The following is a 19,271-nucleotide window of genomic DNA, read 5'->3' as shown; positions in this document are numbered from 1 at the left end:
GGTGAGAATCCTACGCATGTGTGCTGCGCAAGTTTGTCCAGCACGTCTTGAGTTTTGGGGGCCAAGTAGCCAATGGCCGGCCGTCACGCTTCTTTGGAAAGGCCATGGCGTGCTGCATCGCCGCGCGAAGCAATAAGGCGCGCTGCCAAAACCAGTGCGCCAGTGGCGACCACGCACCACAGCGCCATCCACCACAATTGCTGAGGCAGGGTGATCCCTTGATCGATTAGGGCACCCGTGAGTCCCGGTCCGACCGCTGTTGCAAGGACCATACCCGATACCACCAGCGCACGGATCGAGCCGAGGTGCGCGGTGCCATAAACCTCCGGCCAGATCACACCGAACATGTTCGACGTAAGGCCGTAGCTGACACCGAACAGGAACATGAACAGGTAAATTCCCCAGAGCGCCGTGATCGATGCTGCTGCAAGGCTAGCGATGCAAATCGGCACCAGGAAAAACGGCAACAGGCGCACCGATCCGAACCGATCCACCAGATAACCGCAGATAAGCCCGAACCCGACCGTCGTCATGGCCATCACCGGGAATGCGCCGGCAAACGCCAGCTGGTCGTATCCACGCACATCGATCAGGTGGCCCTGATGGAAGAAGATCGTGGTGCCGATAAATGGCGGTGCGAGCAGGCCGAGCAAAAGCAAGTAGAACACCGGATCACGCATCACCTCGGCGCGGGTCCAGTCGCGGCCCGCCTGCGCGTTGGCCAGATTGATCTCAGCCTGCTGCGGAACGCGGGGCTTTGCCAGCAGACCGATGATCACCGGCATCCCGATCACGAGGATTAGCGCTGCCGCCGCCGTCCACGCCCCCTGCCAACCCAAAGCGGCAGCGACGAGCACGAATAGCGCCGGTAGGATCGCCTCGCCCGCCTGATGCCCGGGCACCACCAGAGACATTGCTCGGCCACGATTGGCGACGAACGCCCGCGCTGTTTCGGTCTGGGCGATATGGGTCATCATGCCCTGACCCAGCAGCCGCAGCAGGTAGAGTGCGATCACGAAGCCCGCTATGTGGGGCGACCAAGCGGCTAGCAGGCACGCGGCGGCCAACCCGGGCATCACCATTGCCGCAACCTTGCGACCGCTCATCACGTCCATCACTTTGCCGATCCACGGCAATGTCGCCGCACTCGCGAGCGTGGCCACCATGTAAAGCAGCCCGAACTCGCCGCCCGATAGATCAAACCGTTCCTGAAATTCGGCGCCGAACAGTCCGATGAAAAAGGTCTGTCCAAAGGACGAGAACATCGACAGCAGAAAACCCGCCGCCAACCAGCGGGCATTGTGGCGCACAAATTGAAGCATTGGCTCGCCTTACGTCAGGCATCCGGGTGACAACAGAAAAAAGGGCTCGTGGGTTACCTAGGCTTAACTGAACCAATCTAGCTTTGCCCTATGTCTGCATTTTTTCATGAGGGCGGGCTCAAGCTCCGCCAGAAAGTCCGCGCCGTTGTCGTCAACGATCATGGCGAATTTCTGCTGGTTCGCCCACACGGATACCGCGATGGGGAATGGACGCTTGCTGGCGGCGGCGTCGAGGAAGGCGAAACTGTGCATCAGGCGATGCGCAGGGAGATCGCCGAAGAACTCGGAGTGGAGCTGGAAGAGGATCTGGAGCGGCTGCCGGTTGGCAACCGCTTCATCTACAGCGCCGAGCATAAGGCCAAAAAATCGTTGGACCATGACGGCCAGGAGGCCGCGATGTTCGTGGTTCGCCTGCCGCATAACGCCCAGCTTGCACTCCAAGCTGAAGAAATAGCCGACGCGCGCTGGTTCACCGCAGATGAGGCCTTGGCGGCATTTCCCGTAGCGAAGCAGCGCCAGGTGTTCGAGGCTTGTCTGGAAGCGATTGCGGCCTGACTGCAGACGAAGGGCTGCTCTTGCTTTCGAACGGACATTACTCGCCATGCGGCGAAAAATAGACTTAACGGTCCAGCGGGGTTGAGGGGGGTCTCTGGCTGGCTCACACCGACTGAAAATAGCCGAGCTACAGCCGATCCTGTAAATACCGCTCCGAAGAATCAATTCAAACCTATTTGATGGAGGGCTGATCCAAAATCTGAGATGTCGCTATTTCAGACAAGGCAAGGTTGGGATTCATTTATGAAGCGCGCAGTCATCATTAGTCTTGCAGCATGTTCTCTTACAATTTCAGGTTGTGCAACATTTCGTTCAAGTCCAACTGTTTCTCAGGCGGACTCAACCAGCGTGACTTACAGGATCAAAGGTAATCAACTCGACAAGGCGCGCGCCGCTGCAGAAGAACATTGCGCCACCTTCAACCGGACGGCTTTTCAAGAGAACATTAGCCGGGGTTCGGGCGATAGCAGGATCGTTAGGTATGTCTGCCGCTAAAGTAGAGCCGCCACGGGTCTGATTTGGAACTCGCATATTTGGCTTGCATCACCTGTAAGGCGCCTCTGTCTGGCAAATTGGGCTTTGCGCGACCCGTATATTTCATTGCTAATAATCATGATCCTGACCTGTCAGCGGGATAGGCGCGCATTCCTACGTTGACTGTTAAACGCAATGTGCACACTTTGAGATTGGGGATTGGTGCTGTTCCTAATCCGAGTTCTCCGCTGACGGGCGGGTCCCATCATTCGCATCTATTTTGTCACGGCGATTCCAGCTGCCTCAACCGGGGTTGCGACCGGCAGATCGCGCTCGACCCGTTCGGAATAGCGATCGACCAACTGCTCTGCGTAAGGACGCAGCAGCACAGTGAAACGCACCAGTTCCTCCATCACGTCGACGATGCGGTCGTAATAGGCCGACGGCTTCATCCGGCCGGCATCGTCGAACTCCTCATACGCCTTGGCGACTGAGGACTGGTTGGGGATCGTGACCATCCGCATCCACCGGCCCAGCACGCGCAAGGTGTTGACGGTGTTGAAGCTCTGCGACCCGGCACAGACCTGCATCACGGCCAGCGTGCGGCCCTGCGTGGGACGCAGGCCCTTGTAGGCGAGCGGCAGGTGATCGATCTGCGCCTTCATGATACCGGTGATCGTGCCGTGGCGTTCGGGGCTGCACCAGACCTGCGCTTCAGACCACAGCGAGTGTTCGCGCAATTCGTGCACGGCGGGGTGATCGTCGCCCGGATACTGATCGGGCAGAGGCATGTCTAACGGATCGAAGATGCGCGTCTCGCAGCCGAATAATTGCAGCAGGCGCGCCGCCTCCTCCACCGCCAGCCGCGAGAAGGACCGCTCCCGCAGCGAGCCATAGAGCAGCAGGATACGCGGCGGGGGGTCGATCGCGCCAAGGCCGCTCGCCGGATTGCGATGCAGGTATTCGGACTTGAGCGCCGGAAGGTGATCGGGATCACTCAGGCTACGAAGATAGCGATATTCGGACATTATCTATTTCAACTCCGTCAGGCTGTCCTGGGCACCAGCAAGATAATCGCGGCCCCAAGTATGCAAACTGTGGCGCCTATCAGGTCCCAGCGATCGGGCTCTTGACGCTCAATCAGGTAAAGCCAAAGGATCGATGCCGCGATGTAGACACCGCCGTAAATCGCAAAGGCCCTTCCGGCAGCGTCAACGGGCACCAGTGTCAGCAACCATGCGAATATGATGAGTGAAAAGGTTCCCGGCACAAGCCACCAACCGGATTTGCCGAGCTTCATCCATGTCCAAAAAGCAAAGCATCCAGCAATTTCGAACATGGAAGCCGCAAGGTAAATGGCGAAGGTCGGGACCCAAGCATGCATCAGGCAGCTGTTCCTGCGAAGTTTCCACGTGTGCGGTTGGCGAATGCCACCAACGACAGCATGACTGGCACCTCAACTAGCACGCCTACAACTGTTGCCAGCGCCGCCCCGCTGGTCAGGCCGAACAGGCCAATGGCAACCGCAACCGCAAGTTCGAAGAAGTTGGACGTTCCAATCATCGCGCACGGCGCCGCAATATTGTGCGGCACCTTCCACGCAAACGCCCAAGCATATGCGAGTGCGAAAATGCCGTAGGACTGGATGATGATCGGAATGGCGATCAACGCAATCAGCAGCGGGTTGGCGACGACCGTCCCGGCCTGGAATGCGAATAACAGCACCACCGTCGCCAGCAGCCCAATGACCGACCACGGCTTCAATCGCGCGGTGAAGGCATCGATCGCAGCTTCATCACCGCCATGCGATGCGATCACTTGCCGCCGCGTCATCCAGCCTGCCACCAGCGGGATGACGACATACAGCGCTACCGACAACAGGAGCGTATCCCACGGCACGACAATGTCGGTCACGCCGAGAAGCAGCGCGACAATCGGCGCAAAGGCGACGATCATCACCAGATCGTTCACCGACACCTGCACCAGTGTGTAGGCCGGATCGCCCTTGGTCATCTGCGACCACACGAACACCATCGCGGTGCATGGCGCGGTGCCCAGCAGGATCAGCCCGGCGATATACTGGTCGGCATCCGCATCGCTCATCATGCCGGCGTAAAGATAATCGAAGAACACCACCGCCAGCGCCGCCATGGTGAACGGTTTGATCAGCCAGTTGACCACCAGCGTGATCACCAGCCCCTTGGGCTTGCGGCCAATGTCCTTGATGCTGGCGAAGTCCACGCCCACCATCATCGGGAAAATCATCGCCCAGATCAGCACGGCGACCACAAGATTGACCGAGGCATATTCGAGCCCCGCCAGCACGCCGACGGCGTCCGGCGCGATCAGGCCCAGCGCAAGTCCCGCCAGAATGGCAAGCAGCACCCATACAGACAGATAGCGTTCGAACGTGCCGAGAGGCGAGGCCGCTGGCGAAGATGTGGCGAGGGTCTGGGTCATTTTACGCGCTGCCCCGATGCATCGACGACCTGTTCGCCGTCTTCCTTGGTGAAAGCGCCGAGCTGATCGGCGGGGAGCAGATCGAGCACGTATTCCGAAGGGCGGCACAGCCTCACACCCAGCGGCGAGACCACCAGCGGGCGGTTGATGAGGATCGGGTGGGCCATCATCGCATCGATCAGCTGCGCATCGGTCAGTGCGGGATCATCCAGCCCTAGCTCGGCAAACGGCGTGCCCTTCTCGCGCAGCAGATCGCGCGGCGTGATCCCGGCCCGCGCAATCAGGCTTTCCAGCAGCGCGCGCGCGGGCGGCGTCTTCAGATATTCTACCACATGGGGCTCAATCCCCGCATTGCGGATCATCGCCAGCGTGTTGCGCGAAGTCCCACATTCGGGATTGTGATAGATGACGATGTCGGTGTTCATTGGGTGTCCTTCGCCCGGATGCTGGCGCCTTCCTCGCGCCCGATGTCAGCAAGCTTGCGGCGCATGGCCAGTTCGTCGATGCTCTTCATGGGCAGCATGAGGAACAGATCAATCCGCCGCTTGAGGTAGCTCATCGCATCAAGAAATGCTTTGCGCTGGCCTTCCCCTTCAACAGCGGCAGGATCTTCCACACCCCAATGTGCGGTGATCGCCTTGCCGGGAAAGACCGGGCAGCTTTCGCTGGCGGCATTGTCGCACACGGTAAAGATGAAATCGAACTCAGGCGCACCGGGCCGGGTGAATTCGTCCCAGCTTTTCGACCGCAGGCCGTCGGTCGCAAAACCGAACCCGTCCAGCACCTCCATTGCCATCGGGTGGACATCGCCCTTGGGCTGGCTTCCGGCACTGTATGCGGAAAAACGGCCTTCCCCCAGCTTGTTCATCAGCGCTTCGCCGAGGATCGAGCGAGCGCTGTTGCCGGTGCACAGGAACAGGACATTGTAGATCTTGTCAGTCATTCGAACCTCGGTTGCGGGAAGGTTGAGAGTTAAGGCTTGCAAGACGCGGTTTCGGTGAAGTCAGCGCACAGGCGCGGATCGCCCTGGCAGCAATCTTCCATCAGAAAACCAAGCAGGCTGCGCATTCCAGCGTAATCGGCGCGGTAACGGATCACCCGGCTTTCGCGTTCAGATTTGGCAAGGCCCGCCCGCTCCAGATTGGCGAGGTGATGCGACATCGTAGACGGCGGAACCCTGCAGCCTTGCGCAATCTCGCCAGCCATCATCCCGTCTGGTCCGGCTTTCACAAGCATCCGGAATACCGTCAGCCGCGTTTCATGGCCAAGCGCCTGAAGCGCATCGACAGCCCACACCTGTTCGCCTTGCATCATCCGAATCCATGTTTGCTTTGAACTTGTCATAAAGCGCCTGTAGGGCCGTGCAATCGATATTTCCGCTATCATCGAAATAAGGATTTGCTGCCGATGTCCCGCCCACTCCTAACCGCCACCTTCTGCTTTTCGGCTCTGCTGACCGTCCCCGCGCTCGCGCAGCAAGCGTCCAGCACAGCGGACTACCGCGCACAGGGCGAGGCTGAACTGGCAGACCGTCTTGCGGCAGAGGAACGGCCCGAAAAGGCGCGCAATGTCATCATCTTCATCGGTGACGGGATGGGGGTATCGACCCTCACAGCGGCCCGTATTCTGGCGGGTCAGACCGCGGGCGTTGATGGCGAATCCTATGTCACTGCCATGGACCGGCTCGATCATACCGCACTGGTGAAGACCTATTCGCACGATGGACAGGTATCCGACAGCGCGCCGACTGCGACTGCGATCCTTGCAGGGGTCAAGACACGCAATGGCGTGATCGGTGTGGGGCCTGAGGCGATCCTGGACGATTGCGCGTCCGGCCTCGCCAACACCGTCCCCTCACTGCTCGGTCTCGCGCAAGAGGCGGGTTTTGCCACCGGGATCGTGACAACCACGAAGATTACCCACGCCACTCCGGCGGCAGGCTATGCCCATTCGCCGCAGCGTGATTGGGAGGCCGACGCCGATATGCCCGCGGAAGCCATCGCCCAGGGCTGCCGCGACATTGCGCGTCAGCTGGTCGAAGCCCCGGTCGGTCAACGGCTCGACGTGGTGCTAGGCGGGGGACGCAGCGCCTTCCTGCCTGCAAACGCTGCCGATCCAGAATATCCCACCAGCACGGGCAGCCGTAAGGATGGCCGCGACCTGATCGCCGAATGGCAGCGCAACCATCCGGGCGGCACCTTCGTGTGGAGCGCGGGCCAGCTGGCCAGCTACGATCCGGCCAGCGGACAGCCCCTGCTCGGCCTGTTCGAGCCCAGCCACATGCAATACGAAGCGGATCGCGCCGCCGATACCGGCGGCGAGCCTTCGCTGGCGGACATGGTCGAATTGTCGATCCGGCGGCTTTCCGGTAAGGACGGCGGCTATGTGTTGCTGGTTGAAGGCGGACGGATCGATCACGCCCACCACGGCGGCAATGCCTTCCGTGCACTCACCGATGCGGCGGCGCTCGATGCAGCGGTGGCCCGCGCATTGAGTCTGGTTGATCTTGATGAGACGTTGATCGTCACGACCGCCGATCACAGCCATACCTTGACCATCAGCGGCTATCCCGCGCGCGGCAATCCGATCCTCGGCACGGTGGCGTTCGGCGAGACGGTGAAAGCCCGTGACGGCAAGGGCTATACCACGCTCGGCTATGCCAACGGGCCGGGCGCCGTCGCCGGTGAACGCACCGATCCGGCGACTCAGGACACCGCTGCCCCGGACTACCGCCAGCAGGCGACCGTGCCGCTGTCGGGCGAAACCCATGCCGGGGAAGATGTCGCCGTTCGTGCATCAGGGCCGAGCGCTGATCTGTTCCGCGGGACGATGGAGCAGCAGACCATCTTCTACATCATCAAGCGGGCGCTCTTTGGCGACAAACCAGAGTGACAGCACAAGATCGCGCCCGGCGCGCCGTTTGATTTGCGTCAAAGCGCATATGCGGATGGCGGCATATGCGTGACAAATGGACTTGCAAATCGATGACCTGCTGACCGCTCTCTCCGAACCCACCCGCCTGCGCGCCTTGCAGGTGGTGTGGGACGGCGATGAGCACTGCGTGTGCGAGCTGATGGACCGGCTTGATGTTACGCAGTCGCGTATGTCGCGGCACATGGCGCGGCTGAAGGCCGCAGGCCTGCTGACCGACCGGCGCGATGCGCAGTGGGTCCGTTATCGCCGCAATCCTGAACTGCCGTCTGAATGCGAGGCGATCGTCAATGCGGTGCTGGCCGCGCTGCCCCCGCTTGCCCCGGCCCCATGCCAGAAAAAGGCTGCCTGATATGAACACCATCGCTGCAAGCCTGGGTCAGGCCCGCAAATCGCAAGGGATCTGGTTTGCCGGAATCGCCATCTTCGTGGCCGCTTGGTTTGCCATCTACAACCAATTGCTGCCTTTTGCGCAGTGGCTGGTGGCGCAGCTGCCGATTGAACAAGGCAGTCACTGGCCGCGTCGGTTGAATTCTTCTTCTACGATACGCCCAAGGTGCTGATGCTGCTGACGTTGGTGGTGTTCGCTATGGGTGTGGTCCGCACCTTCTTCTCGCCCGAACGTACCCGCGCGTTGCTTGCGGGGAAGCGCGAGGGCTTGGGCAATATCGCCGCTGCGCACCTCGGCATAGTCACGCCGTTCTGCTCATGCTCCGCGGTGCCTTTGTTCGTCGGCTTCGTGTCGGCAGGCGTGCCGCTGGGTGTCACATTCTCGTTCCTGATCGTCGCACCGATGATCAACGAGATCGCGCTTGGCCTGCTGTTCGCCCTGCTGGGCTGGAAAGTTGCGCTGACCTATCTGATCTTCGGTCTCTCAATCGCGATCGTGTCGGGCTGGATCATCGGCCGCCTGCATCTGGAAAGCTGGCTCGAACCCTGGGTGCGCGAAGTGCGCACGTCTCCCGCCGAACTCGGGGACGAGCATCTCAGCTGGATCGACCGGTTCGAGGCAGGTTGGGACGCAGTCAAGGAAATTGTCGGGAAAGTCTGGTATTGAATTATCGCCGGGATCGCTGCCGGAGCGTTCATCCATGGCTATGTCCCGGCTGAACTGCTCGCTGACATCATGGGGGCGGACAGCTGGTGGTCGGTGCCAGCTGCCGTGCTGCTGGGCATTCCGATGTATTCCAACGCCGCCGGGATCATTCCGGTGATCGAGGCGCTGCTGGGCAAGGGCGCGGCGCTGGGCACGGTGCTGGCCTTCATGATGTCGGTGATTGCGCTGTCGCTTCCCGAAATGATCATCTTGCGCAAGGTGCTCAGCATCAAGCTGATCGCAGTGTTCGTCGCGGTGGTCGGCACCGGCATCCTTGGCGTCGGCTTCCTGTTTAACGCGCTGATCTTCTAGAAAAGGACAATAGCCATGAAAGACATCAAGGTGCTCGGCCCCGGCTGCAAGCGGTGCCAGACGACCGAAGACATGGTGAAGGCAACTGCCAGCGAACTCGGCGTGGAAGTCGCAGTCGAAAAGATCACCGATTCCGCCCAAATCGCGCAATACGGCATCGTGTCCACGCCCGGTATCGTGATCGACGGCAAGGTCGTCCATGCTTGCGGCCTACCCAAGGAAGACGACCTGAAGCGCTGGCTGCAAGGCTGACACGGTGGAGACTCACGACATCGTCATCATCGGCGGCGGTCAAATGGGCCTGTCGCTGGGCTATTATCTTGGCAGGGCCAAGGCAGACTTCCTGATCCTCGATGCTGAAGATGGCCCGGGCGGCGCGTGGCGGCACGGCTGGGACTCGCTGCGGCTGTTCTCGCCAGCAGGCTACAGCTCGCTCCCCGGATGGCTGATGCCGCCGCCCGATCACAAGGGATATCCCACCCGCGATGATGTGATCGACTACCTCACCCGTTACGAGGAGCGCTACCGGCTGCTGGTCCGCCGCCCGGTGCGGGTGGAAGCGGTTGAGCGGGGCGATCAGCATTTGCTGGTTCGGACCAACACCGGCGATTTTGCCGCGCGCAATGTCGTCAATGCTACCGGCACCTGGTCGAAACCTTTCATCCCGGACGTTCCCGGGCGCGATCTGTTCAAGGGTCGTCAGGTTCATTCGGCGCATTACGAACGACCCGAGGATTTTGCTGGCCAGACGGTGCTGGTGGTCGGCGGCGGCAATAGCGGTGCGCAGATCATGGCCGAAGTTGCACCCCTTGCGCGCGCGCTATGGGTGACGCTGGAAGAGCCGCTGTTCCTCCCGGAAGATGTCGATGGCCGCGTGCTGTTCGAGCGTGCCGTCGCGCGGATGAAGGCAGGGCCCGGCGACACGCCGGTTGGCGGCATCGGTGACATTGTGATGGTCCCGCCTGTCAAAGCGGCACGCGACCGGGGCGAGTTGTCCTCGGTGAGACCATTCGACCGGGTCACATCTGAAGGTGTGGTGTGGCCTGATGGTTCTACGATGCCGGTCGACGCCATCATCTGGTGCACCGGCTTTCGCCCGGCACTGGATCATCTAGATGGCCTTGGGGTGATTGAGGATGATGGCCGCATTCTTCTCGATGGGCAGCGGTCAACGAAAGTGCGACGCATCTGGCTAGCCGGATATGGCGACTGGACCGGTCCGGGATCGGCGACCCTCATGGGCGCAGCGCGAACTGCGCGGGATTTGGCGAACGCCTTGATACAGGCCATGGCTGCCTTGCCGGAATGATGGCTATGGGGCCGCTTGCGAGCCGTCGGCTTTGGCAGAGCCCGTGCCGAAACTGACTGACCGGTTTTGGCAAACCCAGTCATTCAACACGTCGATTGAGACCGGCAGAAAAGTCCCAAGCTCAGGCATCGGGTTTGACAATTGCCAAATCAGTCAGCCTGGTTTGAAGAGCGCACGATGCCATCAATCCAGGCATTGATCTCGGCTTCCACCCAAACCGAGCATTTGGCTCCCAGCGTGCGGCATTTGGGAAAACGCCCCTCGCTCATCCGCTGATAAATCGCCGAACGGCGAAGTCCCACCCGGTTCATGACCTCAGGCAAGCGCAGAAGACGCGGCGGTTGCGCGCTGGCAGGCTCGATTGCAGGGGCGGCAGCGCCTTCTTCAGCGGTATTCGAATTTGTAGTCATTGACGGTCCTGTCAGGTTATCGCGCCGGTCCCCTCCGAGTTGCCCTGCTTTAGCGTGTCAGCGACATGGCGATGTCGCGATTGGCGAGATCATCGATGTGCCTGGAGAGCAGCTTGGCCACGAGCTGCGAGGTGCCGCTAGCCCAGCGCGGTCTCAGGTCATCAACGCGGCGCCCGAGGGTGCGATCAAGTTGCCCCGGCAAGCTGGTGATGAATTCATCGAGGAAGGCACCCATCTCGCGGTGCATCCATTCACAGGCCAGCGCTTCTTCACCCGCCAACGTCAACACGATGGCTGCGTGAGGACAGGCGCCGCAGATCTCGAGGAGGCGGACAGCCCTGTCGATGCTGATGGCGCGCTTACCGCGCATGACTTTGAGCAGGGTTTCACGATGGATCCCCGCCTCGCTGGCGATCTGGTGCTTTGGCTTGTCGGCAGTTTCGATGGCGTGCGTGATGACGCGTGCAAGGCTCGCATTCGTATCAAGGGCAGACTGATGCATGGCGACGACTCCTGTCATTGAGCAAGTGAGTCGAAGGCATATCGCGCATCCAGTGCATAAGAAAGAAATTAGAACATATACCGAACATCTCGTTTCTAGGATGGCTCATCATAGGACACGATTCGTCGGCGAATCCCGACAGCCCGGTCGGCTTATGGCGACCATCAACGGCGCAATAACCACTGATCATGCAGGAGAATCTAGCTAAGCCCAATTCCATGCGTCCATATAAGTCCGGCCAACGGCACCCTCAGCACGCCAGACTTCCTACACGTATTTCCTAGATGCATAGAGAACACACAGCGAACGCAAGAACGCTGTTCCACCCTCCCAGACGGAGTTCTCTTATGCAGTCCCTTCCCCTCCCCCGGCGCGCTGCCGGATCTCCCAGGCGCGCCACCAAAATCGACCGGGCCATGGCGTTTGCCATCCCGGCGCTCATCGCCAGCCTCGCGGCAGGCGCAGCCTATGCCGGCGCTGACACGACCTTCGATCCGGCGCTCACCCAGTTCACGAACTTCCTCGAAGGCTCGGGCGGCAAGATCATCACCGTCCTCAGCCTCGCGGGCGGCCTGATCGGTCTTGCCTCGGGCCGCTTCTCGCTTGGGCAGGTCGCTGTCCCGGTGGGTGTCGGCATCGGTGTCGGCACCGGCGTTCCGATCGTCACCTCGGTCGTAACCGCGGTCATCTGACGCACCGGGCACGGGAAGGCAGCATCGCCATGAAGGACCCCTACATCATCCCGCGCAGGCTCGACGATCCGGAGCTCATCGGTTTCTGGACCATCGACGAGTTTGCCGGGATGATCATTCCCTTCACCTGGGGCATTCTCAGCCAGCATATCTTTATCGGCATTATCGTTGCTTTCGGCGCCTGGTTCGCGCTGCGAAAGGCAAAAGCAGGACGCGCCAGCTCCTGGGTAGCCCATGCCGCATATTGGTATCTGCCGGCCGGAATTCTCGGGCTTAAAGCGACGCCGCCTTCCCACTGCCGCCTGCTTGCCGGTTGAGGGGAGACATCCATGTTTGCCGACATTTCTCATGAGCGACAGCAGAGCCTGCTGCGTCAACGCAATCTCTTTGCGCTGACCAGCGCAGGCCTCGGGATCGCGCTTGTGATCACCGCTGGCCTCGCCGCCACAAGGGATCGCGAGGTCGTTCTACTCCCGACCCTGCCAAGCGCGCTGACCGTCAGCAGCGCTGGGGTTGAGGCCGACTATCTCGAGCTCGTCACCCGCGACACAGCGCTCGTCCTCCTCAATCGCAGCCCGGAAGGCCTCGATTACTGGATGGCCGAGATCCTCAAGCTCGCGGACCCTGCAAGCCACGGTCAGCTCAAGGCCGATCTTGTCCGGATCGTTGCCGAACAGCGCGGGTCCGATGTCACCCAGGCTTTCGTGATCCGCTCGATGACGGTCGATCCTAAGGCGCTCACCTCGGAGGTGACGGGCACGCTCAAGACCTTCGTGGGCGCGCAGGTCATCGCCAGCGATGATCGCCGCTTCCGCTTCCACTGGACCTATCGCGGCCTGCGCTTGGCGCTCGCTGGGTTTGCCCAGGTTCCCACCGATAAACAGATGAAGGAGGCCAAGTGATGGCTTGCCAATCCCCACGCCGCAGTCACCGCGCAGTGCTCTGCTCGGCCGTGCTGCTCGCTCTTAGCGCCACCAGCGCTAAGGCAGCAGACCAGTTCCGGCAGGCCGCCGACGGCTCGAGCATCGAATGCGCGGTTTCGGCGCGCGAGCTCACCCGCTTTGCGCTAATCGATGATCAGTTCGCCAGCGTTTCGAAGATCTCGAACGGCACGCCCTACAATGATTTCGCGGTGACCAATGAGCCGCTGCGCGGCGACATCTATGTCTCGGTCCCCGAGACCTTTGCGGCCCGTAGCATCAGCTTCTTTGCCACCACCCGCAAAGGCTATGTCTACAAGCTTGCCTGCAAGATCGAGCCAATCCCGGCGGTCCAGGTCTTCATTGCGAACCCGGCGATCGCGCAGGTCAAAGCGGCAGACTGGGAGCGCGAGACCCCGCTTTCAACCAGCGCAGTGCGCCTCATTCAGGCGATGGCCAATCACCGCGCTGTCGATGGCTTCGAGGTCCGCCAGTCTGCCAATCCTCCGGCACGCGTCGGCGATCTCGAGGTCCAGCTGATCTCCGATTACCGCGGCGCAGAGCTAGCAGGAAAGGTCATCCGTATCGCCAATCGCGGCGCCACGCAGGTGACGCTGGCCGAGCGCGACATTGCCCCTGCCGACACGCTGGCGGTGACCATCGTCAATCCTGTTCTCGAACCGGGCAGCAGCACGACTGCCTTCATCGTCGGCACGAACGGAGGGTTCGAGCAATGAGCGATGCGCCACCCGCACCTGCCTCGCAGCTTGCGCACCCGGAACACCCTGCACCTTCGCCGGTCACTGAACTCAACGCCCGCACTGCACGCCGCCAGAAGCTGCTGATGGGCGCCATCGGCGCGCTCGTCCTCGTGGGCGGCAGCTGGTTCATTCTTGGCGGCGACGACAAACCCGCCGGTAGTGATCCTGACGCCGCGCAGACCATCGACACGGCCGGGATCGTCAACCGCGACCTCGCCAACCGCGAGTTCGTTGCGACTTACAGCAACCGGCTTGATGCGATGACCCGCGAGCAGAAGGCGCTGCGCGATGCGAGCGTGCCGCGCGGCGAAGTCGAAGAGCAGCTTGCAGCGCTCAAGGCCGAGAACCAGGCCATGCGCACCGACGGGCAGGCGGCAATCGATGCAATCTCGGCGGAGAACGCCGAGCTCAGAACCCGGCTCGCCAGTGGGCCGCCCGCCCCTGCCCCTGCTGCGCCGGCGCCGGCCTATGGCCCGCAAGCAGGAGGCTACGACGCGCGCGGCAGCGCGGCCGCGACCACCCGGTCAGCCAGTGCAACGACCGATAACGCCGGCCCTGCCTTTGGGCCCGGCGAGGTCAAGCTGATGAGCTTTGCCTCGGAAAAGGCGAACTCTGCCGGACCGCGCACGGCGCGCCCGGAAACGCCGCCCGTGGTGGTCGAGGACTCGCCCGACTATCTGCCGCCCAACTCCTATGCGCCGGCGCGGGTCATCGTGGGCGTCGATGCCTCGGCAGGGGTCTCGAGCCAGACCGATCCGCTCCCCGTAGTCCTGCGGATCACGGGCCCGGCGCGCTCGGTGATGCAGAACGGCAAGGTCCTGACGACGCGGATCGAAGGCTGCATCGTCAATGGAGCCGCGCGCGGCGATCTCTCGTCCGAAAAAGTCTATGTGAAGCTTGCCCGCATGACCTGCGACCAGCCCGGCGGGCGTGTCGCGGTCAGCGAAGTCAAAGGCTTCATCAGCTTTGCCGGCAAGTCCGGCGTGCGTGGACGCGTGGTCAGCCGCGAGGGTAATCTGGTCAGCCAGGCGCTGCTGGCCGGCATCGTCGGCGGGTTCGGACGCGGGTTCTCGGCCAATGCCAACGGGATCTTCGCAGGCCAGGTCGGCACGGGCCAACAGCGCCAGCAGCTGTCGGCCACGGACATTCTGGCGGGAGGCCTCGGCCAGGGTGCGGGGGAAGCTGCCGATACGGTCAGCCGCTACCTCATCGAGCGCGCAGAACAATACCAACCCGTCGTCGAGATGCCGACCGGCATCGCAGTCGAGATCGTGTTTCTCGACGGCGTCTTCGTGAGGAATTCCCAATGATCAGCGATACGAACCCCCTCCCCCACAAGCGGCGCATGCGCTGGATCAAGCCTGCTGCCGGTATCGCCGGGGTGATTGCCCTTTCGGCCGCAACAGGCTGGGCTGTCGCCAGCCTCGCCTCGCCCATGAAAGCGCCAGACACGGACGCGGTACGGGCGGCCCTCAAGCTGCGCCTGCCCAAGACACCGATCGACCGGATTGCGTGCGAGGGTCTGGGCGGCCTGTGCGAAGTCGCCTCCAAGTCGACGCTGTTCTACGTCGACCGGGCGGCTCGCTATCTCGTGATCGGCCGGGTCTATGACATGGAAGCGCGTCAGGATCTGACGGCGGCCCGGCTGCTTGAATTGAACCCTGATCTTTTGACGGCGGGCGCGCCTCGGGCTGCTGGCGGCGAGAAAGCCCCTCAGGCCGCGGCGCGAACGGCCCCCAGGAAAGTCTCGCTCGCGGGGCTTCCGGCCAAGGGCGCGATCACCTGGGGACCGGCGAATGGACCGAAGGTCGTGGTCTTCTCCGATTTTCACTGCGGCTACTGCAAGAAGCTCGAAGAGGAGCTGAAAGCGATCGGCGCGCGGGTCGAGGAGCGACCGATCTCGATTTTCGGGGCCGAAAGCCGCCGTGATGCCGAACGCGTCCTGTGCGCGCCGCGCCCCGAACTCTCGCTCCGGCTTGCCTATTCGGGCGGCGCGCTCGTCAATCCCAAGCCCTGCGACACCAGCGGTCTCGATGCCAACGAAGCCTTCGCCAGGGCCAATGGCTTCACCGGCACGCCCGTGCTGGTGCGTCCCTCCGACGGCGCGGTGCTCGAGGGCTATCGTCCGGCAGCAGTGCTCCGCGAATTCCTGCGCCCCGCCACTCCGGCGCTCACCCCCACCACAAAAGGATAGACCGATGCGGCTTCCCTACCGTTTCCTCGCCTGTGCCGGTCTTGCCGTGATGGCGAGCGCCTGCGCGACCTTAGGCACCAACGTCGAAGGCTCGTTCCAGTGCCGTGCGCCCAAGGGCGACTGCGCACCATCGCATGTCCTCGATGCCCGCGCGACGAGCGACATGACGACGGACAAGAACCCGGCGCACGCCATGCGTCCAGCCATTGCTGTCGCGGCAGGAGATCAGGCGCGCACATCCGAGCGCACGCTGAAGATCGTGTTCCCGGCGCGGGTCGATGAGGCGGGAACGCTGCACGACGAGGCCATCGCCTGGGCCGTGATCGAGAACCCGCGCTGGGCGGCGGAGCTGCGCCGCAAGCCTGGCGAAAGGTCCGCTCCGCCGCTGATGCGACAGCTGAAGCGGCAGCTGAAGGCGCTGCAGGTCCCGGCACAAACCGGTGCGCAGGCAGACAACATGCTCGCGGCTGACAGCATGGACGAAGCCACCACCGCCCAGTCAGACCAGAGCACCCCTGACGCCGAATTCCTCATCCAGCCCGACAACCATTCCGACCTTTTCCCGTTGGTCTCGCCGCCGGTATCCCCCTCCCCGGCGAACGAGACTGCGACCGGTGCTGATGCACCGGTGGCCGGGGGGCTCCATGCGACCGCGTCCCCGCATGATCCAGTCCCCCGGCCTTCCAACACCCGCGCGCCGCTTACCTTCCCGAGCATCGAAGCAATCGAGGCGGCCAAGCACGGCGCAGCCACGAGCAACGAACAGCCCGAGAAGGAGCACAACTGATGGCCCAGCGCCTCAACATGATCGTCGACCGTGTCCTTGCGGGGCTTCTGGGCGATGCCGAGCATTCCGAACCGGCGCGCCCAGCCCTGATAATCGATCAACTTTCGGACTGGCTCCCGTACCGGGTCTATGATCCGGCAAACCGGCTCTACCTTAACGCGCGCTCCAAGGGCTTTGTTTTGTCGGTCACACCGCTGATCGGGGCCGACGAGCGCACGGGCGAGATCCTCGGACAGTTCTTCTCCGAAGGGCTTCCACCCGGCGCATGCCTGCAGGTGCTCCACCTCGCCTCGCCGCGCATCAGCCGGATCATCGCGCCGTGGTTCGCCCCGCGTTATCTGCAGGGCGGGGTCTATGAGGCGATTGCGCGCCACCGCGCCAAGCGGCTCTATGGCCTGGTGTGGCAATCAGGCTCGGCCGATGCGCCCTTCCATGCCCGCCACCACCAGGTAATCGTTTCGGTCGGTGTTCCCGCTTCGAAGGCGGTCAGCAATGAGGAATTGCGGCAAACCCGCGACGGCCTCATCGCCATGCTCAAATCGCTGAACCTTGGTGTGGCCGAAGTGGGGCCAGAGGATCTCATCGCCATTATCGATGACCTCACGTCCCCCACCACCGCGCCTCAGGAAGATGCCCTTGCCTATAATCCGCACGACGCGATCGCCGCGCAGGCGATCCGGCATGATATCGAGCTAATAGTGCACGAAGACCGGATGCGGCTTTCAACCGAACGCTTCCGTCCGACGGGCAAGCTCCATGACGGCGTGCCGGAAATCGGCACGATCTACCCTGACGCTTTTGATGTTCGCCACTTCGGTGTGCGCAATACGCCGTCGCGCTGGGGCCCGTGGGAATGCGCGCGGCTGATCGGCGACCTTTTCACCGACAAGCTGCGCTTTCCGTGCCCGGCGGCTACGATGCTGTGCCTCGTCTATCCTGATCAGGAAGCGGCTGCCGCCAAGGCGGGGTTCAAATTCGTGCGCACAACCAGCCTTTCTGAAACGCGCAGCGCGCGCTTCCTGCCAAGGATCGGCGAACAGGCCGCAGAATGGCAGCACGTGCAGGCCGAACTTCAGGAAGGCCGCCGGCTCGTGCGGGTATTCTATGGCCTCACGACCTTTTCGCCCCTCGGACGCGGCGACAGCGACGAGCGCGCGATCAAGTCGATCTACAAGGCGGCAGGCTGGGATCTGGCCGACGAGCGCTTCCTGCAGATCCAGGGCTTGCTCGCTGCGATGCCGATGACGCTCGCCGACGGCCTGGGTGCCGACATGGAGCGCTTGAAACGCTTCAAAACCGTCTTGTCCACGACAGCTGCCAACATGGCGCCGATGCAGGGCGAGTATCTCGGCAGTGCGCATCCGCATCTTCTGTTCATCGGCAGGCGCGGGCAGCCCTTCTTCTGGTCCCCGTTCGAGAATGAGGCGGGCAATCACAATGTCGCGATCTGCGGCAAGTCGGGATCGGGCAAATCGGTGCTGCTCCAGGAAATGTGCGCTGCGCTGCGCGGTGCGGGCGCGCAGGTGGTGGTGATCGATGATGGCCGTAGTTTCGAGCATTCGGTCAAGCTGCAGGGCGGCCGGTTTGTCGAATTCACGATGAAAGCGGGCTTCTGCCTCAATCCCTTCTCGATGATCGATGCTTCGCGCGCAGCTGAGGACGAGGATTATCGGCTCGACTGCTTCGGGATGGTGAAGGCGATCATCGGCCAGATGGCACGGCACTCGGCCAAGCTCACCGACATTGAGCGCGGACTCATCGACCGCGCGGTCAACACGGTGTGGAACGAGGCCGGCAGCGGCGCAACTGTCACCAGCGTCGGCGAGGCGCTTGCAAGTGTCGGCCATGAGATCGCGAGCGATCTTGCGACCTCGCTCGCTCCCTACATGGCGGGCGGGACCTACGGCGCCTTCTTCGAGGGCGAGGCGAGCCTCGCGCTCGACAGCGACTTTACAGTCTTTGAGATGTCGGACCTGTCGGCCCGGGAGGAACTGCGTGCCGTGGTGCTCTCGGCGATCATGTTCATGACCAGCCAGGCGATGATCCGCACCCCGCGCCAGGTGCGCAAGCTGCTGCTGATCGACGAGGCCTGGTCGATGCTGAAAGGCGGGTCGATGGGCGAGTTCGTCGAGACCTATGCCCGCACCTGCCGCAAATATGGCGGCGCGCTGGCGACCGCGACGCAGTCATTGAACGACTATTACAAGTCCGACGGAGCCACGGCCGCGCTCGAGAACAGCGACTGGATGCTGATCCTCCAGCAGAAGCCCGAGACCATTGCCGACTTCAAGGCCAGCAAACGCCTCGACATGGATGATCGGACCGAGACGTTGATCCGCAGCCTCAAGCGCTCGGGCAATGACTATTCCGAGGTTTTCATCAAGGGGCCCGAGGTGGAAGCAATTGGCCGGCTTGTGCTCGACGAGTACTCGGCGACCTTGTTCTCAAGCTCGCCCGAGACCTTCGCCGCGATCGATGCCGAAGTCGCCCGCGGGCACCAGCTTGCCGATGCAATCGAGCAGATCGCCTTCGGCCGGTCCTGAACC

23 protein-coding genes and 1 pseudogene are annotated in these 19,271 nt (G+C 62.4%); 15 read left to right on the top strand and 9 right to left on the bottom strand.

What is annotated here, in order from left to right:
* Positions 1-83: 83 nt before the first annotated feature.
* A complete protein-coding gene (locus tag WFP44_RS02265) occupies positions 84-1,322 on the bottom strand; it encodes an MFS transporter (RefSeq protein ID WP_336924724.1) in 1,239 nt (412 codons plus the stop codon).
* Positions 1,323-1,412: 90 nt separating this feature from the next.
* On the opposite strand from WFP44_RS02265, the gene WFP44_RS02260 reads away from it, so the two are divergent.
* Entirely contained in the window at positions 1,413-1,877 is a 465-nt protein-coding gene (locus WFP44_RS02260) for an NUDIX hydrolase (protein ID WP_336924723.1), read from the top strand.
* 749 nt (positions 1,878-2,626) lie between these two features.
* On the opposite strand, the gene arsH is transcribed toward WFP44_RS02260, so the two are convergent.
* The 6 genes from arsH to WFP44_RS02230 are packed head-to-tail and all read right to left on the bottom strand — an operon-like array spanning position 2,627 to position 6,122.
* Entirely contained in the window at positions 2,627-3,379 is a 753-nt protein-coding gene (gene arsH, locus WFP44_RS02255; protein WP_336924722.1) for an arsenical resistance protein ArsH, read from the bottom strand.
* A 17-nt stretch (positions 3,380-3,396) separates the two neighbouring features.
* Positions 3,397-3,735: a YnfA family protein gene (locus WFP44_RS02250; RefSeq protein WP_336924721.1), complete on the bottom strand. Its 339-nt coding sequence runs from the start codon at positions 3,733-3,735 to the stop codon at positions 3,397-3,399.
* Positions 3,735-4,811, bottom strand: coding sequence for an ACR3 family arsenite efflux transporter (gene arsB / locus WFP44_RS02245; protein ID WP_336924720.1), 1,077 nt, complete (start codon positions 4,809-4,811; stop codon positions 3,735-3,737). The genes WFP44_RS02250 and arsB overlap by 1 nt, the downstream gene beginning before the upstream one ends.
* Complete coding sequence (arsC, locus tag WFP44_RS02240; RefSeq protein ID WP_336924719.1) at positions 4,808-5,236, bottom strand: arsenate reductase (glutaredoxin); 429 nt, start codon at positions 5,234-5,236, stop codon at positions 4,808-4,810. Before arsC ends, arsB begins: the two co-directional genes overlap by 4 nt.
* Complete coding sequence (locus tag WFP44_RS02235; RefSeq protein WP_336924718.1) at positions 5,233-5,754, bottom strand: arsenate reductase ArsC; 522 nt, start codon at positions 5,752-5,754, stop codon at positions 5,233-5,235. The genes arsC and WFP44_RS02235 overlap by 4 nt, the downstream gene beginning before the upstream one ends.
* Positions 5,755-5,783: 29 nt before the next feature.
* Positions 5,784-6,122, bottom strand: coding sequence for an ArsR/SmtB family transcription factor (locus tag WFP44_RS02230; protein WP_336925027.1), 339 nt, complete (start codon positions 6,120-6,122; stop codon positions 5,784-5,786).
* Between the two features lie 96 nt (positions 6,123-6,218).
* Between WFP44_RS02230 and WFP44_RS02225 the strand changes: the two genes are divergently transcribed.
* The 6 genes and pseudogenes from WFP44_RS02225 (at position 6,219) to WFP44_RS02200 (ending at position 10,459) form a co-directional block, all read left to right on the top strand.
* On the top strand, positions 6,219-7,703 hold the full coding sequence (locus tag WFP44_RS02225) for an alkaline phosphatase (RefSeq protein WP_336924717.1): 1,485 nt from the start codon (positions 6,219-6,221) through the stop codon (positions 7,701-7,703).
* A 76-nt stretch (positions 7,704-7,779) separates the two neighbouring features.
* On the top strand, positions 7,780-8,094 hold the full coding sequence (locus WFP44_RS02220; protein WP_336924716.1) for an ArsR/SmtB family transcription factor: 315 nt from the start codon (positions 7,780-7,782) through the stop codon (positions 8,092-8,094).
* 1 nt (position 8,095) lies between these two features.
* Complete coding sequence (locus WFP44_RS02215) at positions 8,096-8,305, top strand: hypothetical protein (RefSeq protein ID WP_336924715.1); 210 nt, start codon at positions 8,096-8,098, stop codon at positions 8,303-8,305.
* A pseudogene (locus tag WFP44_RS02210) lies at positions 8,305-9,150 on the top strand (permease). Before WFP44_RS02215 ends, WFP44_RS02210 begins: the two are co-directional and overlap by 1 nt.
* A gap of 15 nt (positions 9,151-9,165) precedes the next feature.
* Complete coding sequence (locus WFP44_RS02205) at positions 9,166-9,402, top strand: thioredoxin family protein (protein WP_336924714.1); 237 nt, start codon at positions 9,166-9,168, stop codon at positions 9,400-9,402.
* A 4-nt stretch (positions 9,403-9,406) separates the two neighbouring features.
* Positions 9,407-10,459 carry an ArsO family NAD(P)H-dependent flavin-containing monooxygenase gene (locus WFP44_RS02200; RefSeq protein WP_336924713.1) on the top strand — a complete coding sequence of 351 codons (1,053 nt, stop codon included), beginning with the start codon at positions 9,407-9,409 and terminating at the stop codon, positions 10,457-10,459.
* Between the two features lie 149 nt (positions 10,460-10,608).
* Here WFP44_RS02200 and WFP44_RS02195 read toward each other — a convergent pair whose 3' ends face one another.
* Both WFP44_RS02195 and WFP44_RS02190 read right to left on the bottom strand, forming a co-directional pair.
* Positions 10,609-10,869, bottom strand: coding sequence for a helix-turn-helix transcriptional regulator (locus WFP44_RS02195; protein WP_336924712.1), 261 nt, complete (start codon positions 10,867-10,869; stop codon positions 10,609-10,611).
* 49 nt (positions 10,870-10,918) lie between these two features.
* Positions 10,919-11,371, bottom strand: coding sequence for a helix-turn-helix domain-containing protein (locus WFP44_RS02190; protein WP_336924711.1), 453 nt, complete (start codon positions 11,369-11,371; stop codon positions 10,919-10,921).
* Positions 11,372-11,718: 347 nt separating this feature from the next.
* Here WFP44_RS02190 and WFP44_RS02185 point away from each other — a divergent pair, with 347 nt between their 5' ends.
* Genes WFP44_RS02185 through traC form a run of 8 tightly spaced genes read left to right on the top strand, consistent with a single transcriptional unit; the run spans position 11,719 to position 19,268 of the window.
* Positions 11,719-12,063: a hypothetical protein gene (locus WFP44_RS02185; protein WP_336924710.1), complete on the top strand. Its 345-nt coding sequence runs from the start codon at positions 11,719-11,721 to the stop codon at positions 12,061-12,063.
* Positions 12,064-12,092: 29 nt separating this feature from the next.
* Positions 12,093-12,380: a type IV conjugative transfer system protein TraL gene (traL, locus tag WFP44_RS02180; protein WP_088914971.1), complete on the top strand. Its 288-nt coding sequence runs from the start codon at positions 12,093-12,095 to the stop codon at positions 12,378-12,380.
* Between the two features lie 12 nt (positions 12,381-12,392).
* Positions 12,393-12,965 carry a type IV conjugative transfer system protein TraE gene (locus WFP44_RS02175; RefSeq protein WP_336924709.1) on the top strand — a complete coding sequence of 191 codons (573 nt, stop codon included), beginning with the start codon at positions 12,393-12,395 and terminating at the stop codon, positions 12,963-12,965.
* Positions 12,965-13,720 carry a type-F conjugative transfer system secretin TraK gene (locus tag WFP44_RS02170; protein WP_377922486.1) on the top strand — a complete coding sequence of 252 codons (756 nt, stop codon included), beginning with the start codon at positions 12,965-12,967 and terminating at the stop codon, positions 13,718-13,720. The genes WFP44_RS02175 and WFP44_RS02170 overlap by 1 nt, the downstream gene beginning before the upstream one ends.
* Positions 13,717-15,054 (top strand): TraB/TrbI/VirB10 family type IV secretion system protein, encoded by a 1,338-nt coding sequence (locus tag WFP44_RS02165; protein WP_336924707.1) that lies wholly within the window; start codon positions 13,717-13,719, stop codon positions 15,052-15,054. Before WFP44_RS02170 ends, WFP44_RS02165 begins: the two co-directional genes overlap by 4 nt.
* Positions 15,051-15,938 carry a DsbC family protein gene (locus tag WFP44_RS02160; RefSeq protein WP_336924706.1) on the top strand — a complete coding sequence of 296 codons (888 nt, stop codon included), beginning with the start codon at positions 15,051-15,053 and terminating at the stop codon, positions 15,936-15,938. The genes WFP44_RS02165 and WFP44_RS02160 overlap by 4 nt, the downstream gene beginning before the upstream one ends.
* Positions 15,939-15,942: 4 nt before the next feature.
* Positions 15,943-16,725, top strand: a complete 783-nt coding sequence (locus WFP44_RS02155; RefSeq protein WP_336924705.1) for a conjugal transfer protein TraV — start codon at positions 15,943-15,945, stop codon at positions 16,723-16,725.
* Positions 16,725-19,268 (top strand): type IV secretion system protein TraC, encoded by a 2,544-nt coding sequence (traC, locus tag WFP44_RS02150; RefSeq protein WP_336924704.1) that lies wholly within the window; start codon positions 16,725-16,727, stop codon positions 19,266-19,268. Before WFP44_RS02155 ends, traC begins: the two co-directional genes overlap by 1 nt.
* Positions 19,269-19,271: the final 3 nt, after the last annotated feature.

It is taken from the genome of Alteraurantiacibacter palmitatis, assembly GCF_037154115.1.
Taxonomy (GTDB): Bacteria; Pseudomonadota; Alphaproteobacteria; order Sphingomonadales; family Sphingomonadaceae; genus Alteraurantiacibacter; species Alteraurantiacibacter palmitatis.
The sequence above is the reverse complement of the archived record's forward strand: the minus strand, read 5'-3'. Positions and strand labels throughout refer to the sequence as shown.